Annotated in this window: 17 protein-coding genes; all 17 read right to left on the reverse strand. The window is 47.9% G+C overall.

Annotated elements, in window-relative coordinates; all coding sequences use genetic code 11:
* Window position 1: 1 nt before the first annotated feature.
* Complete coding sequence (gene ftsH / locus RS24_RS05705) at window positions 2-1915, reverse strand: ATP-dependent zinc metalloprotease FtsH (RefSeq protein WP_021777242.1); 1914 nt, start codon at window positions 1913-1915, stop codon at window positions 2-4.
* A gap of 100 nt (window positions 1916-2015) precedes the next feature.
* The gene (gene tilS / locus RS24_RS09760) at window positions 2016-3437 is read right to left on the reverse strand and encodes a tRNA lysidine(34) synthetase TilS (protein WP_204365698.1); all 1422 of its coding nucleotides are present in this window, start codon (window positions 3435-3437) and stop codon (window positions 2016-2018) included.
* The gene (gene ybgF / locus RS24_RS09765; RefSeq protein ID WP_021777244.1) at window positions 3346-4569 is read right to left on the reverse strand and encodes a tol-pal system protein YbgF; all 1224 of its coding nucleotides are present in this window, start codon (window positions 4567-4569) and stop codon (window positions 3346-3348) included. Before ybgF ends, tilS begins: the two co-directional genes overlap by 92 nt.
* A gap of 105 nt (window positions 4570-4674) precedes the next feature.
* Complete coding sequence (pal, locus tag RS24_RS05720; RefSeq protein ID WP_021777245.1) at window positions 4675-5142, reverse strand: peptidoglycan-associated lipoprotein Pal; 468 nt, start codon at window positions 5140-5142, stop codon at window positions 4675-4677.
* Between the two features lie 138 nt (window positions 5143-5280).
* Window positions 5281-6606, reverse strand: coding sequence for a Tol-Pal system beta propeller repeat protein TolB (gene tolB, locus RS24_RS05725; RefSeq protein WP_021777246.1), 1326 nt, complete (start codon window positions 6604-6606; stop codon window positions 5281-5283).
* A gap of 24 nt (window positions 6607-6630) precedes the next feature.
* Entirely contained in the window at window positions 6631-7473 is an 843-nt protein-coding gene (locus RS24_RS05730) for a HupE / UreJ protein (protein WP_021777247.1), read from the reverse strand.
* Window positions 7474-7932, reverse strand: coding sequence for a protein TolR (gene tolR, locus RS24_RS05735; RefSeq protein WP_239642407.1), 459 nt, complete (start codon window positions 7930-7932; stop codon window positions 7474-7476).
* A gap of 30 nt (window positions 7933-7962) precedes the next feature.
* On the reverse strand, window positions 7963-8709 hold the full coding sequence (gene tolQ / locus RS24_RS05740; protein WP_021777249.1) for a protein TolQ: 747 nt from the start codon (window positions 8707-8709) through the stop codon (window positions 7963-7965).
* A 55-nt stretch (window positions 8710-8764) separates the two neighbouring features.
* On the reverse strand, window positions 8765-9250 hold the full coding sequence (locus RS24_RS05745) for a YbgC/FadM family acyl-CoA thioesterase (RefSeq protein WP_239642408.1): 486 nt from the start codon (window positions 9248-9250) through the stop codon (window positions 8765-8767).
* The gene (gene ruvB / locus RS24_RS05750; protein WP_021777251.1) at window positions 9240-10307 is read right to left on the reverse strand and encodes a Holliday junction branch migration DNA helicase RuvB; all 1068 of its coding nucleotides are present in this window, start codon (window positions 10305-10307) and stop codon (window positions 9240-9242) included. The genes RS24_RS05745 and ruvB overlap by 11 nt, the downstream gene beginning before the upstream one ends.
* Window positions 10300-10962 (reverse strand): Holliday junction branch migration protein RuvA, encoded by a 663-nt coding sequence (gene ruvA, locus RS24_RS05755; RefSeq protein WP_021777252.1) that lies wholly within the window; start codon window positions 10960-10962, stop codon window positions 10300-10302. Before ruvA ends, ruvB begins: the two co-directional genes overlap by 8 nt.
* Window positions 10959-11501: a crossover junction endodeoxyribonuclease RuvC gene (gene ruvC / locus RS24_RS05760; protein WP_108912112.1), complete on the reverse strand. Its 543-nt coding sequence runs from the start codon at window positions 11499-11501 to the stop codon at window positions 10959-10961. Before ruvC ends, ruvA begins: the two co-directional genes overlap by 4 nt.
* Before the next feature lie 36 nt (window positions 11502-11537).
* A complete protein-coding gene (locus RS24_RS05765; protein WP_021777254.1) occupies window positions 11538-12284 on the reverse strand; it encodes a YebC/PmpR family DNA-binding transcriptional regulator in 747 nt (248 codons plus the stop codon).
* A gap of 135 nt (window positions 12285-12419) precedes the next feature.
* Window positions 12420-13223: a TIGR00282 family metallophosphoesterase gene (locus RS24_RS05770; protein ID WP_021777255.1), complete on the reverse strand. Its 804-nt coding sequence runs from the start codon at window positions 13221-13223 to the stop codon at window positions 12420-12422.
* Entirely contained in the window at window positions 13220-13834 is a 615-nt protein-coding gene (locus RS24_RS05775; RefSeq protein ID WP_157833789.1) for a 5-formyltetrahydrofolate cyclo-ligase, read from the reverse strand. The genes RS24_RS05770 and RS24_RS05775 overlap by 4 nt, the downstream gene beginning before the upstream one ends.
* Window positions 13835-14165: 331 nt before the next feature.
* Entirely contained in the window at window positions 14166-14522 is a 357-nt protein-coding gene (locus tag RS24_RS05780; protein ID WP_021777257.1) for a cell division protein ZapA, read from the reverse strand.
* Window positions 14515-14784 carry a hypothetical protein gene (locus tag RS24_RS05785; RefSeq protein ID WP_021777258.1) on the reverse strand — a complete coding sequence of 90 codons (270 nt, stop codon included), beginning with the start codon at window positions 14782-14784 and terminating at the stop codon, window positions 14515-14517. The genes RS24_RS05780 and RS24_RS05785 overlap by 8 nt, the downstream gene beginning before the upstream one ends.
* Window positions 14785-15100: the final 316 nt, after the last annotated feature.

Here is a 15100-nt window from a genome sequence, read left to right on the forward strand (position 1 = left end):
ATCAGGTGCTTTGCGGCTTAGCATCACCGACATTTTTGGACTTACCCACTGAGGGGACTGCCGAAAGCGCACCGGGGCCGGAGTCGGTATCTGTTGGCTCGGGTCTATGAGGCGGGTCACCCTTCAGCAAAGCTTCAATTTCGTCACCACTCAATGTCTCATATTCAAGGAGACCATTCGCAATAATATGCAAATCATCAATATTTTCACGAATTATGCTCTCAGCCTTCTTGTAGCCTTCATCGACAAATTTACGAGTCTCAGAGTCAATCTTGCTCTGGGTTTCGTCGGAAGTGTTCTGTGTCCGCGTGACGGAATGACCCAGGAAAACCTCCTGCTCATTGTCACCATATGCCAGAGGGCCCAATTCATCACTCATGCCAAATTGCGTCACCATCGCTTTCGCCATATTGGTTGCCATTTGAATATCGGATGAAGCGCCAGAAGTAACTTTCTCATGTCCGAAAATGACCTCTTCAGCTATACGCCCGCCCATAGCGACAGCCAAATCGGCTTTCAACTTAGCGCGGGTGACGGAGAGTTGGTCGCGCTCGGGTAAACGCATGACCATACCAAGTGCCCGTCCTCTTGGAATAATAGTCGCCTTGTGAATAGGATCAGACGCTTCAAGGTTAAGTGCGACCAGCGCATGGCCGCCCTCGTGATAGGCCGTCAGTTTTCTTTCTTCATCCGACATCACCATTGAGCGCCGTTCAGCACCCATCATAACTTTGTCCTTGGCATCTTCAAATTCAGCCATGGCAACAGTGCGCTTATTGCGTCGGGCTGCAAGTAAGGCTGCCTCATTGACCAAATTAGCGAGATCTGCGCCAGAGAAACCCGGTGTTCCACGGGCAATCGTACGGGCATCAACATCAGCCGCCAATGGTACTTTTTTCATATGAACCTGCAAAATGCGTTCGCGACCAATAATATCCGGGTTCGGCACAACCACCTGACGGTCAAAACGACCTGGACGCAATAAAGCAGGGTCAAGCACATCCGGACGGTTCGTGGCAGCAATCAGGATAATACCTTCATTTGCCTCAAAACCATCCATTTCAACCAACAGCTGGTTTAGGGTTTGCTCACGCTCATCATTTCCGCCGCCAAGACCAGCACCTCTATGACGTCCAACTGCGTCAATCTCATCTATGAAGATAATACATGGCGCATTTGATTTAGCTTGTTCAAACATATCCCTAACTCGGCTTGCACCGACGCCGACAAACATTTCAACAAAATCAGAACCTGAAATAGAGAAAAATGGAACATTCGCTTCACCAGCAATAGCCCGGGCCAGTAGCGTTTTACCTGTCCCTGGGGGGCCTACCAACAATGCGCCTTTCGGGATGCGTCCACCAAGCTTTTGGAACTTTCCCGGGTCTTTCAAAAATTCAACGATTTCCTGAAGATCATCTTTGGCCTCGTCAATACCGGCAACATCTTCAAAAGTAACACGACCATGCGCCTCATTGAGAAGTTTAGCTTTTGATTTGCCAAAGCCCATCGCCTTTCCACCACCGGACTGCATTTGGCGCATAAAAAACACCCAGACACCAATCAAAAGAAGCATTGGGAACCACGACAACAAAATACCCCAAATAGTAGGCGCGTTACTTGTATCAGGCTTAGCGGTAATGCTCACGCCGCGTTCAGTAAGCCTATTAATGAGAGTCGGATCATTAGGGGGCGCATAAGAACTGAACCGTCGTCCATCGGCGAGCTTACCGGTAATAGAGTCACCAGAAATCACAACCTCTTCAACATTGCCGGCTTCAACCTCGGCAACAAATTGAGAGAAATTAATTTCACGCGCATTTGAACTTGTTGGACTTTCCTGAAAAAAGTTAAACAGGGATACCAGCAGCAGCCCCACAACGACCCAGACAATCAAATTTCTCGTATTATTCAAAGGCTCACCTTTTTATATTTACGGTTACGGATACATATAAGATAGGAATATCAGCATCAAAATGCCAGTACTTGAGATATTTTATTTTCACATGCGGCATTTAGAACCAAATTTTGTCGTCAAATTGAATATCCTGATGCGTCAAAACCCCTTTTGCCGCCAAAATATGGCTTTTCTTGCGATATGTTAGCCAAACTGACGGCAAGGCATGTATAGCAGCGACAGGCAAGTTTTTCGGCACATCATTCCCTAAGTGACGAATAGCTTTTAAACCTGCTGCGCCCAAAGGCTTGATGCTTAGAGTGCCTTTGAGCATGGTTTTTTTGGCGACACGAACAGAAGTACCGTTATCCCAGACAAAAAATTCTCCGGGTTTAATGATAACGGGTTCTGGCAAGCCACTAAATTCTCGAAATATCAGCAAGCCATTAAGCCTGAAACGTATAACAAAACCGTTAACTGTTTTGCCCCCATCTTTTGGCGGGCGTGATTTTAGGAAAACATCGTTCAAAATACGTTGAACCGACTCCGCTCGAGGCGGATAGCCACCATAGGGGGTGAGCAATCTATTGATGGTGCGGCGTAAAATATCCTCCGGCTGGTCGTGCAAAGACGCATAGGTAAGATGCGCGATACCATATTCATCCAATCGCACCGCCGCCTGCATAAAATTTTCAGTAACCTGTTCAAGCGCTTGCCGCGCCTGCAATAATCGCCCTGCCGTTTCCGCAAGACGGGTAGCCGTCATACCTTCTTGGGCAAATAAATCCATTTTATTCCTGATGCGGACCCGTGCAAATCGCTGGTTAGAATTGCTGGGGTCTGAAATCGCTTCCAGCCCAGCCTTTGCAATAGTTTGGTGGAGACGCTCACGCGGAATATCCAGAAATGGGCGGAGTAAAGCCACCCCATTACTATTTCTGACACGCTGCATCCCAGATAGGCCATCAAGCCCGGAGCCACGGGCCAGACGCAATAAAAATGTCTCGGCCTGATCTTCAAGATGATGCGCTGTTACCAGATAATCCACTTTATTTTTATGACACCAGTCAAACATCAATCCATAGCGAATATTCCGCGCAGCTGACTGAATATCATTTTTAGGAATTGCACCCTTGTGAGTCAAAATTTTACATACCAGATCGGATGCTTTCGCCAGCTTGGTGACATAGCGGGTTTCCTGCACCGCAGCACGACGTAGACCATGATTTACGGTCAGAATGGAGAAATTCCAGTGCTTGTTTTTCTTTTTAGCTTCAGCCGCCAATACGAGCAAAGATAAGGAATCTGCACCGCCTGAAACAGCTAGGGCAAAATGGGCGGGCTTATTCTTGGAAAGTTTCGTCAACGCGGCAAGTTTTTTGACAAATGCCGCACCGGTTAGAGGGGTTATAGACTTGCGGGGGCTCATAGGCGCCATAACCGCAACCTTAGCTTGAACATTCTGCCCGTTGGCTTTCAATTTCAGCGCGACGGACGATTGCCTGCGGCGCATCCGGGAAACGAGCTGAAAGTTCGGCAAAGGCATCACAGCCTGTCTTTTTTTCACCCATTACGACGAGCGTCATACCTAATTTCAAAAGGCTATCCGGAGCTTTAATACTGTCACCATAATTCGTGTATCCGGCGAGAAACGCGGCAGTGGCATTTTTATAATCTCTCTGCACATAAAAGGTTTCCCCTAACCAGTACTGAGCGTTCCCGGCAAGACGATCACGCGGATAAAGATCGAGAAAATTCTGCAACTCAGCCTGCGCTTCCTGATAAGCACCCATTTGCAACTTTTTCAAAGCCAAGTCGTAAATTTCTTTTGGCGTGCCAGATGAGGCATCACTTCCACCCTGACCACTCGCCTGATTTCCTGCCGTCCCTGCCGCCCTATTCGCCTTCGAGGTAATCAGCGGCGTGTCAAGCGCTGTTTCGCCAATTAAGGTGACGGTTTCAGCTTTGGCAAGCAATTCGACAGACTCTGGTGGACTTACGGGCATTGTCCCAAGAACTTGCGGTTCAGATGATGTATTTTGCTGAGCTTTTGACCCAGCGCCGGCTGCAGCAAGTTCTAACTGCTGGAATCGAAACTCGGAGTCCGCCGAAACCTGTTCAAAACGCTCGCTGAATTTCGTGAGGCGAAAGGAGACATCATCTAACTTGCCGTTAAGGGCGCGCATAACTTCTTCAATCTGGGTCAGTCTTACGCGCAAATCCGCAATCGCCGCACCACCTGCAGCGCTTTCTTCGGAGGACATGCTATCACCCTGAAATGTGCCGCCCGGTAGGGACGCAAGTGCAGAAAGCCGGTTTTCTATGCTTTCTAACCGTCCCAAAAGCTCCTGACCTGTACCACCTTCCAAGCTACTTCCACCACCGGTAAGGCCAGGGCCCATTGGCATCATTTCCAGACGTCTATTCAAAAGCTGTAAGGCTTCATCAATGGCAGCGATGCGTTGTTCTAAAGTTTGATTGGCGCTAGATTGATTATCACTGTCGGACGAATCCAAAAATTGAACCGTGTCTTCTAAACCGCTTGAGGGAGTTGTCGATTGAGCTTTTAAACTAGAGATGGATGCACCACAAACCAGCACCATGAGAGAAAACTGGAACAACCTATAAACAAGGTCAGACACTCTTTTTTGGGTCATAAGTTTATCACGCATAATCAACCTCCATTGCAGCCAATATATATACAGAAAAAAGGCTAATATAAGGCATAAAAAAGGGCACTCGAGAGTGCCCTTTAATAAAAATAGAATAATCGCTATTTACTGGATAACAGAAACCGAGCGACGGTTTTTGGACCAGCAAGCATCTTCTGCACACAGGGACACAGGGCGTTCTTTACCCCATGAGACAGTCTGAAGACGAGACCCGTCAACACCGAGACTAATCATGTAATCCTTAACGGCATTAGCACGACGCGCACCGAGGGCAATATTATATTCTCTGGTGCCACGTTCATCTGCATGCCCCTCAATAGTAAGAGATTTGCTGTTTGTTTTTAGCCAATCTGCTTGACGCATGATTGTAGAACGGGCTTCTGCAGAAAGCGCCGCAGAGTCAGTCGCAAAGAAAACCCTATCACCAACATTTCTGACAAGTTCTTTAACTGCACTTTCATCACTTGAACCGCCGTAGCTTCCACTGACAGTCCCACTTGCAGAACAAGCTGCGAGAAGAATGCTTGCCCCTAAGGCAACGACAATATTAGAAGATCTAAATAACTTTCTCATAACCTGCTCCTAAACCAGCCTAAAAAAGAGAAAAAAACGTTTGTGAACAATCCTGCCCACATACAGAATTACTCTTAATCAAAAAAGCAAGCATTTTCAACGCATAAAATCCATTTTTTAATCAATGTTGCTATTTCTTTATCTTATGAGCGGTGACCATGCCGGATCAGATGCAAAACCTGGGGTTTTCAAAGCGCGTTCATTGTAACCGGTGACATCCACCGTCCATAGACCTGGCCCAGCTTTCTCGCCTTTTTGCTCGCGAAAGAATGTGAGGACACGCCCATTAGGCGACCATGCAGGCCCCTCATTATGGTAGCCCTCAGTCAAAATTCTTTCACCTGACCCGTCGGGCTTCATCACCCCGATTAAAAACCGTCCTTTCAATTGCTTGGTAAAAGCAATCAGGTCACCGCGCGGCGACCATACCGGTGTGGCATAGCGGCCTTCGCCGTAGCTGATACGCTGCACATTTTTACCATCTGCATCCATGACATATAATTGCTGACGCCCCGCACGGTCACTTTCAAAAACAATGCGTTCGCCATCAGGTGCATAACAAGGCGCAGTATCAATCGCCAGCGTATTGGTTAATCTGCGGGTGATGCGTGTCCGCAAATCAAGCGTGTAGATATTTGAATTACCGTTACGCTCCAAACTCATGATTATTTTTTGTCCATCTGGTGAAAAGCGGGGCGCGAAAGTCATACCGGGAAAATCTCCGACAATTTCTTGTTGCCCGGTCTCGATATTAAGAAGAAACACTCTTGGCTGACCTTTGGCATAGGAAAGATAGGTAATCTCCTGCGCCGTCGGACTAAAACGCGGGGTTAGCGCCAATGACTGACCTGTTGTGATAAGTCGTGGATTGTGACCATCCTGATCCATGATTGCGAGGCGTTTCACACGTCTATTCTTAGGGCCGGTTTCATCTACATAAACGATGCGGCTATCAAAATAACCTGTCTCACCCGTTAAGCGCTCATAAATGGCATCGGCCACCAAATGCCCGACCCAGCGCCAGTTAGACGGTGTAGAGATGAGTTGAAGTCCCATCATTTGTTGTTCGGCAACGACATCCCACAAGCGGAACTCAATACTTATTCTGCCATCTTCAAGATTGGACACTTTCCCAATAACCAAAGCTTGCGAATTGATGATACGCCAATCACCAAAGCGGGGACGTGCATTGACCCGCAAATCCTTCTCGATGAAACCAGCAGGGTTGATTGATTGAAATAATCCTGAACGGTTGAGATCTGATTTAACGACATTGGCTATATCCGCCCCAATCATGCTGGGTTGGTCGTCCTGCCCCTGAAATGGGTTAATTGCAATCGGGAGTGGGTCTACATTGCCTTGCGTAATATCAATGCGTAGCAAATCCTGAGCAAAGCTGACAGAAATTTGGGCCGCCAACACCGCTAGAACCACAACCATTTTACGCATTATGATTTTAATCATTTCTTTGCTCCTCTTATTTGCTCTTTAGCCATTTAACATCTTACTCGGGTCAAAATTAAGTTCCATTTCGCGCCAGCTTTCATATTTTTCCGGTGGCATTTTATAAGGCTGGCATCTTTCAATCGCACGTAAAACACTTTCTGCAGCACTCAGGAAAAAACTGTCAGTCAGTTGGGCACGATTTATAATTTTTTTAGCAATAGGACGCCCTGTGGGATCAAGTTGAACCCGCACGCGTACCAGTAAATTTTCAGCATTCTTAGCGCCTGCAGGCACAGACCAGCAAGCGCGGATTTGCGCTCTGAAGGCATCTATTTCGCTCAAACTCATTCTTTCACCCGGCGGGAGATTTGCCAGGGGCTTGGGTGGTGTCGGCTCTGGAAGATCGGGTGTCTTATCCAAAAGCGCTTGCACAGCAGCAGTATCCAATAGCGGCTTACGTTCAGGTTTCGCAGGTCGGGGGCGCGCAAGCGGCACAGCATCTCCGACCAGATTAACCGGCGCAGGCAATTGTTCGGGAGGTGTCTCAGCCGCTTTCGGTTTTGGCTCAGGCAAAGGCATCGCGTCTGTATTATCAACTTGTGCAGGCGGTGCTGCTTCTTGTCGGATATATACCGGAGGTTTTTCGATTTCTTCAGCTTGGTCAGTTTTTTTCTCTGGCTGAGAGTCCTGGCTCGTCATCCTTGTGAATTCCTCAATCGTTATGACATCAATCGGCAAGGCATAATCTGGAAGACTGATTTTTTCGGGGGTCGGCAAAACAATGAAAGCGGATAAACCGACAAGGATATGCAAAACAGTCGAGAGAGTAATCTCTCTATTAAGAGAGGATGACCGAAGATAATCAGCTCGGTTTTGCCGCAACATTTATTTATTGCCCTGCCCGGATTTCAAATCTGTGACCAGGGCAACTTTTGAAAAGCCAGCCGCATTAATGCGCGCCACAACATCCGCCACATCGCCATAAGCAACGTCTTTATCACCACGCACGTAAATCCGTTCTTCATAGCCGGTATCTGAAATGGCGCGCAATTTAGACACAAGATTAGATGTTTCAATGGCGGTGTCTTGAAGAAAGACCTTACCATCCGCCTTAACAGTTATGGCTAATGGTTCGTTATCGCCAGTAAGTGGCTTCGCCCCTGTTTTGGGCAGATTAACCGGCACACCAACTGTCAAAAGCGGGGCAGCGACCATAAATACAATCAGCAAAACAAGCATCACATCTACCATTGGCGTGACATTAATTTCGCTCATAGGTGCCTGATGCCGCCGCGAATGACGCGTGGCGCGGGTTCGCGAAGTACTATTTTGATGTGAGTTCATGTTAATTGCCATGATATATCCTTCTGGGGATTAACCGGATTGGCGATCAAGAAAAATGGAAAATTCATCTGCAAAATAATCCAGACGCGCAACATAACGGTTAATATCCGAAGTGAATTTGTTATAGGCAATGACAGCCGGAATGGCCGCGAGCAGACCAAGGCCTGTTGCGAATAGTGCTTCCGCAATCCCCGGCGCAACCACGGCCAGATTGGTATCTTGGGTCAGCGCAATCGCTTGAAAACTGTTCATGATTCCCCAAACTGTGCCGAACAAGCCTACAAATGGGGCAATGGCACCGACTGTTGCAAGAAATAGTAAGCGGTTTGAAATCGCCCCAACCTCTTGCGCAACCGCACCGTTTAGCGTTCGATCCACACGGTTAATCAATTCCGGGGTTATTTTTTTCTCATTACCATCTGAGGAGGTTCTGACCCACTCTCTCATACCAGCCAGAAAAACCCGCGCCATAGGGTGGTCGGCACGCTCATTGATGCGCTTGTAGAGATTGGATATGTTTTCGCCTGACCAGAAAAGTTTTTCAAATTCATCCGCTTTGCGAAACAGCCGACGCATTGTCATTGTTTTTTCAATGATGATTGCCCAACTTTGTATTGATGCCATCACAAGGCCAATCATGACAATTTTCACGACCCAGTCAGCACGCAAAAACAAAGAATAAAGGCCGAAATCTGAGTGCATTAAATCTGGATTAGAAAGCACCGAAGCCTGCTCCACCAGAGTTGGATCGCTCACAACATCAAGCAATTCATTCATCCGTTTTAATCTCCTGCATTATATCTTATTGTTTTGCAGGATAAATGTGACCAAACTAGGGCTTATTAATAAAATTCAGAAAATGCTCTTCTTGCGTCAAATGCGGTTCAAGGAGACTTGTAACATCCTTGGGCATTCTCACCGGACGACCTGCAGCCGTGATACAAGCAACATGAACATCAGCGCGCCATAGAATTTGAGAACCCAGCATAATGGCCTGCTTGATATGCAAGCGCGCCCCTTTAATGAAAATATATGCTGAGATAACCGCCAACCTGTCATCAATTTTAGCGGGCGCGAGAAAATCAATGTTCATGTTCACGACTGTAAAAGCCAGAGGATCGGGGCGACTAAAAAGATCAGAATGATGAATACCGCATGCATGTAGAAATTCTGACCGCCCACGCTCCGCAAACCGCAAATAGTTGGCATGATATACAACGCCCGAGAAATCTGTATCTTCGTAATAGACCCGCACCGTCAGATTATGAATGCCGTTTTGGATACTCTGTTGAAGCGGGTCGCCCATATCAGTTATCATCCCGCCCAGAATTAAATAAATCTTCCGACGGAGGATCATTTAAGACAGATTTTGTTTCTGGCGGCGTAAGTCCCAAATGCGTAAAAGCCACGGGCATCAACATCCGACCGCGTGGTGTCCGATTTAAAAAACCAAGCTGTATAAGGAAGGGTTCAACAATATCTTCCAACGCGTCGCGGGGTTCACCAAGTGCGGCAGCTATCGTATCAATTCCAACTGGCCCTCCAAGAAACTTCTCAGCCACAGTTAGAAGATAGCGATGATCCAATGCGTCTAGGCCACGGCTATCCACCTCAAGTTTCACAAGGGCTTCATCGGCAATTTTCGCCGTAATTTCCCCAGCATTCGCAACTGTTGCAAAATCACGCACGCGCCGTAAAAGCCTACCAGCAACCCGCGGCGTACCGCGTGAGCGTCGCGCCACTTCACGTGCGCCCTCATCATTAATCGCCAACCCCATCAGACCTGCATTGCGCCGGACAATATGCTCAAGCTCTTCCAATTCATAAAAGCCAAGATAAATTTGAATGCCAAATCTGTCTCTTAAAGGGGTCGTTAGCAAACCAGCACGGGTAGTCGCCCCAACAAGCGTAAAAGGGGGCAGGTCAATTTTTACCGATCGTGCCGCTGGGCCTTCCCCAATCATTAAATCCAGCTCGAAATCTTCCATCGCCGGATAAAGGACTTCCTCCACAGCTGGGCTTAAGCGGTGAATTTCATCAATAAACAGAACATCATTGCTTTCAAGGTTTGTCAGTAAGGCAGCTAGATCACCTGCTTTCGTAATCACTGGCCCAGATGTTGCCCGAAAGCCGACCCCTAGCTCGCGAGAAACGATTTGCGCCAAAGTTGTTTTACCAAGCCCCGGCGGCCCCGCAAAAAGTACATGGTCCATCGCGTCACCCCGTGACTTAGCGGCCTGAATAAACACTGAAAGATTGTCACGCCCCTTATGTTGACCGACAAATTCTGCAAGTCGTTGCGGGCGCATCGCTGAGTCCTGATCGTCACGTTGCTCGGGGGCAGAGATTTGTCTTTCATCATCTCTCTCAACCATTTTCAGCAAGCTCCTTCAGGGCACGTTTAATCAAGGCTTCGGTACTTATCGTAGCGGCCTCGTCATCTGATTGGTTCATCTGACCCATGACTGTCATGACCGCGACATGTGCCTGACTTCTCGCATAGCCTAAATTTGTAAGCGCCGACAATGCATCACTCACAGTCGAATTCACATCCGGATTATCTGCAACACCAGCATCATGACCTGCCCCGCCAACAGGCGCACCCTGTCCCGCCACAACAAAAGAGGCTTCAGGTATTTTATCTTTTAGCTCCTGCACAATCCGCTGGGCAACTTTCGGCCCGACACCCGGCGCACGCGACACCATGGTCTTGTCTTGCGTCATGACGGCTTGCGATAACTCGCCAACTGACAAAACACTTTGAATAGCGAGCGCGACTTTCGCTCCGACCCCTTGCACGCCGAGCAGGAGTTTGAACCAGCTTCTTTCTTCTTCAGACAAAAAACCAAAAAGTCGGAACTGGTCTTCACGCACATAAGTTTCAATTGCCAGCGTCACCATTTCACCCTGACCGGGCAGGCTGGAGAGCATCCGCCCCGACCCTTCAACCAAATAGCAGACGCCATTAACATCAATCAAAACCCAACCATCGCCAACACCATCTACCAGACCTTTGAGACGCCCAATCATGATTTCACCTTCAGAGGTGTAGCTTGCGTTACCAAATTATCAGTGATCCTCTCATCAAGATCGCCCGCATGTGCATGTGTGATGGCAATGGCAAGGGCATCGGCAGCATGTTCGCTTTCTGGCTTGGCTTGAGGCAGAAGTGTTTTCACCATTGCATTTATTTGGTGCTTATCGGCATGGCCCGCCCCCGTGATGCTGCGCTTAATAAAATTAGGCGCATATTCAAAAACCTTCATTCCATTCTGCGCTGGAACGAGCAGACACACGGCACGCGCCTGCCCTAGCTTCAAGGTCGCCACCCCATCCTTATTGACGAAACTATTTTCAACAGCGGCCTGATGCGGGTGATGTGTCTCGACAACATCCTCCAACCCGCGCATGAGTTGCACCAATCTGTCGGCGAGATCGTCCTTGGCGTTTGAGCTAATCGTGCCATTTGCGACATGAATCAATTTACCGCGCACGACATCAATGACTCCCCAGCCCAGATTTCTGAGCCCCGGATCCAGTCCTATCAATCGGCGCGATTGGGTCATCAAATTTCCCTCAGGCGTATCGTGCTAAACCCCACCGCGTCAGGCAGAGAGTTTTTCCAGAATCTCGTCAGCAATATCAAAATTGGCATAGACATTTTGTACATCATCCAAATCGTCCAACGCTTCCATCATTCGTAGGACTTTTTCTGCCGTTTCCTCATCCACGGAAATTTCATTTTGAGGCTTCCAAACTATTTGAGCTGATGGCGGAGGGCCCAGCGCTCCCTCCAACGCGGCTGCCACATTATGCAACTCTTCCATCGCACATAAAATTTCATGTGTGTCGTCACTGCTTTCAACATCTTCTGCCCCGGCCTCAATAGCGGCCTCGAAAACAGCATCAGCATCGGCAATGTCCCCCGGATATTCAACGGCCCCGCGACGGTCAAACATAAAAGACACCGAGCCTGTTTCCCCAAGATTCCCTCCAGATTTGGTAAAAACAGTTCGCACATCGCCCGCGGTGCGGTTTCGGTTATCGGTCAATGTTTCAACAATGACACCAATCCCACCGGGGCCAAAACCCTCATAGCGAACTTCCTCATAATTTTCGCCACCTGCATCGGCACTCTTTTTAATCGCGCGCTCAATATTATCTTTAGGCATGTTTTGCGCCCGTGCGGCAGTAATAGCGGTTCGTAGCCGAGGATTAGAGTCCGGGTCAGGCATGCCCATTTTAGCAGCAATGGTAATTTCTTTGGATAGCCGCGAGAAAACCTTGGCTCGTTTTTTATCTTGAGCCCCTTTACGGTGCTGAATATTTTTAAATTTGGAATGACCTGCCATGAATGTGTTCCGGTTTTTTACAATTTAATCTGCCGAACATACCATGCCCGACGGGTGATCAAAGGAATCATACCTATGATTCGTTTATTCTACCTGTTGTTCACGACCTGCCAAAGGATAAAAAGAAGCTATGCCCTAGACAGCCTGATCTAGCCGACCACCATAACGGAATGGCCGGGCTGTAGCAGCCAACCCGTCCGACCTTGTTTCCACCATCAGACCGCAAAGCGTCACCTCGCCCATAGCCGGCTTAAAAGGCCCGCCCCGCATTTTAGTCATGAGACGGCGCATTGGCTCTTCTTTCTCCATGCCGATCACGCTGTCATAATCACCACACATACCGGCATCAGTCTGATAAGCCGTACCATTTTCAAAAATCTGTACATCTGCGGTTGGCACATGCGTATGCGTCCCCACAACAAGGCTGGCTCTCCCATCGCAGAAATGCCCCATTGCCATTTTTTCAGAACTTGCTTCACCATGAATTTCAACAATCACGGCATCAGTAGCTTCACCTAATGGGCAAGCGGCTAGCTCTCTCTCAACCGCAGCAAACGGGTCTTCCAAGGTTTCCATATAAAGTTGCCCCTGCACCGTGATGATGAGCACCTGTTCACCCTTTTCGGTTGTGAACAACCCAGCCCCTTTCCCCGGTGTGTTAGCGGGATAATTCGCAGGACGCAAAAGTCGAGGCTCTCTGTCGATGTGAGTTAATGTTTCCCGCTGATCCCAAACATGGTTACCCAATGTGATAACATCAACGCCGGCATCAAAAAGGCTGTTGGCAATGGTTTCGGTAATACCGAAACCACCGGCGGCATTTTCACCATTAACGACAACAAAGTCGATGTCCTTATCGCGTCGTAAGGTTGGTAATTCATCAATTACGGCTTCACGGGCAGCCCGACCCACAATATCGCCCAAGAATAAAATTTTCATTTCACCGCCTCAAAATGGTGAACACCCGAAGGTGTTAAAACGAAATCAAGTTTCTCATCATGCTCTTCATGAGGAATTAGATCAAATAATTGCGTTTCAAACGCAATTCCTACAACCAGAACCTTTCCCTGAGCCCTGAGTGTTTTCAGCGCACGGTCATAATACCCCCCACCACGACCCAGACGGTTGCCGTAATTGTCAAATGCCAGCAGAGGCGCAATCACCAAATCCGGCGTCACAATCGAAGACTCCGGCGCGGGTTCTTGCATATCAAATTTGCCGATCACCAAATCATCGCCTGGTTGCCAGGCCCTAAAGGATAAAGATACATCTTTTTCGATACGCGGGAGGGCTGTCTGCCACCCCTCATTATGTAGAAAGGTCACGATTGGCAACGGGTCAATTTCCGACTTATCCGCTGAATAAGCCGCACCAATAAGCCGACGGCGGTCAGTTTTTAGCACGACGGATACTGTTTCATAAATAAACCCGCGAAACACATTCAGCAGTTCCAGCTTGAGGTCATCCGTGTCAAATTTTTTGGCTTCCTGCCGCTTTTGGATAGCGAGCTGGCGGATGTCTTGTTTTTGTTTCTGTATATCTTTTGCCAATAATGAGGCCTGATTGATAGATGTCATTAAGCTATGGGGACACGTGCTGAACACGTTTCAACTTTCTAAATGTTGGGTTCTTGTGAAAAATCCTGGACAACCCTTAGTCGGAGTTGTCTCTGACAACGAGCCTGATCCCCGGAGACCTACATAAGTAGGTGGGCACCATGTGCAAAAGACCACGGTCTAGCGCAGGGACAGTTCCCTTAAGGATCGTAAGGTCCCGAGCGTTATCGACCCGCTATTCAGGACAACTCCTGAGGTGAACATAGAACGAAGCCCACCCCCATTCAAGGCAGCAATTTCCGATACTTTCGGGGGATAAGAGTGATTATTTTTCGAGATGTTCTGAAAGTGCCTGAATTTTTTCTGTCGCGCTTACCAAAGATGTCGCCATGAGCTTTTCGAATTCTTTTACCTGTTTTTCAAGCTCCATGCGGGTTTTGCCAGCAGCCTCAACATCCTGACGAACACCTTCTATCTGGTCATTCAGTTGATTAAGTTCATCACACAAGGTCAGCCCAACCAAAACCAGCAAATGCGAGTCCCCAGCACCACTGACATTTTTTTTAACCTCACCCAGCCTGGCTGCAAGATCCTCTGCTAAACGGCTTACGCGTTGCTCTTCCCCATCTGCACATGCAATGGCAAAAGGCCTGCTATTTATAGAAATTGTCAGTTCAGCCATGTTCACTCACACCATTCATCAGTTGATCCAGTTGCTTCATAGCAGCATCTATTTGCTGTTCGGCTTTGCTTTGCGCGGCAGCTCCAGCAGAAATCTGTTTTTTTAGAGATGAAATTTCACTCCGCATATGAGCAGCCTCTATGTTCAGCGCATCCAAATCAGATTTCACTTTTACCGCTTCAGCTATGCGATCAGGCAGGCGCTCTTCTAAAACCTGCAAGGCCTCATTAAAATGTTTCAGCGCTGTTTGGATATCCTGCATTATCTTTGATTCTCCATTGTACAAGCATAGGGTGTTGAGGGGAATTCGGTCAACCATCTAGCTTTTTGCAAATTGAGTAAAATTTAAATATTTATCACAAAATCAGTCAGTTATTTGAGCTCTTCAGTAATGCTGACACGCAAGTTAAATCTTTACATTGACTCCTTGTCGGTCGGTCGCCATTGTAGCGACGTCGTGACGAGTGCATTTGTGAATTAGATTGATTTGTCACATATGTCATTTAATTCTTGATGGTGTAATAATGACATTTTCAACCAGCGCGCCTTTAAGGTTCGCATTCAACAATACGAGATGC

Source organism: Candidatus Micropelagos thuwalensis (assembly GCF_000469155.1).
Classification (GTDB): Bacteria; Pseudomonadota; Alphaproteobacteria; order RS24; family RS24; genus Micropelagius; species Micropelagius thuwalensis.

Bases quoted from the DNA above. Each gene is read 5' to 3' on its own strand.
- tolQ (WP_021777249.1), bottom strand. From the start codon at position 8,709: ATGAATGAATTGCTTGATGTTGTGAGCGATCCAACTCTGGTGGAGCAG.
- tolR (WP_239642407.1), bottom strand. From the start codon at position 7,932: ATGAACTCACATCAAAATAGTACTTCGCGAACCCGCGCCACGCGTCAT.
- ybgF (WP_021777244.1), bottom strand. From the start codon at position 4,569: ATGCGTGATAAACTTATGACCCAAAAAAGAGTGTCTGACCTTGTTTAT.
- RS24_RS05785 (WP_021777258.1), bottom strand. From the start codon at position 14,784: ATGCAGGATATCCAAACAGCGCTGAAACATTTTAATGAGGCCTTGCAG.
- tolB (WP_021777246.1), bottom strand. From the start codon at position 6,606: ATGATTAAAATCATAATGCGTAAAATGGTTGTGGTTCTAGCGGTGTTG.
- RS24_RS05765 (WP_021777254.1), bottom strand. From the start codon at position 12,284: ATGGCAGGTCATTCCAAATTTAAAAATATTCAGCACCGTAAAGGGGCT.
- pal (WP_021777245.1), bottom strand. From the start codon at position 5,142: ATGAGAAAGTTATTTAGATCTTCTAATATTGTCGTTGCCTTAGGGGCA.
- ruvA (WP_021777252.1), bottom strand. From the start codon at position 10,962: ATGATTGGGCGTCTCAAAGGTCTGGTAGATGGTGTTGGCGATGGTTGG.
- RS24_RS05780 (WP_021777257.1), bottom strand. From the start codon at position 14,522: ATGGCTGAACTGACAATTTCTATAAATAGCAGGCCTTTTGCCATTGCA.
- ruvB (WP_021777251.1), bottom strand. From the start codon at position 10,307: ATGGTTGAGAGAGATGATGAAAGACAAATCTCTGCCCCCGAGCAACGT.
- RS24_RS05770 (WP_021777255.1), bottom strand. From the start codon at position 13,223: ATGAAAATTTTATTCTTGGGCGATATTGTGGGTCGGGCTGCCCGTGAA.
- RS24_RS05730 (WP_021777247.1), bottom strand. From the start codon at position 7,473: ATGTTGCGGCAAAACCGAGCTGATTATCTTCGGTCATCCTCTCTTAAT.
- RS24_RS05745 (WP_239642408.1), bottom strand. From the start codon at position 9,250: ATGATAACTGATATGGGCGACCCGCTTCAACAGAGTATCCAAAACGGC.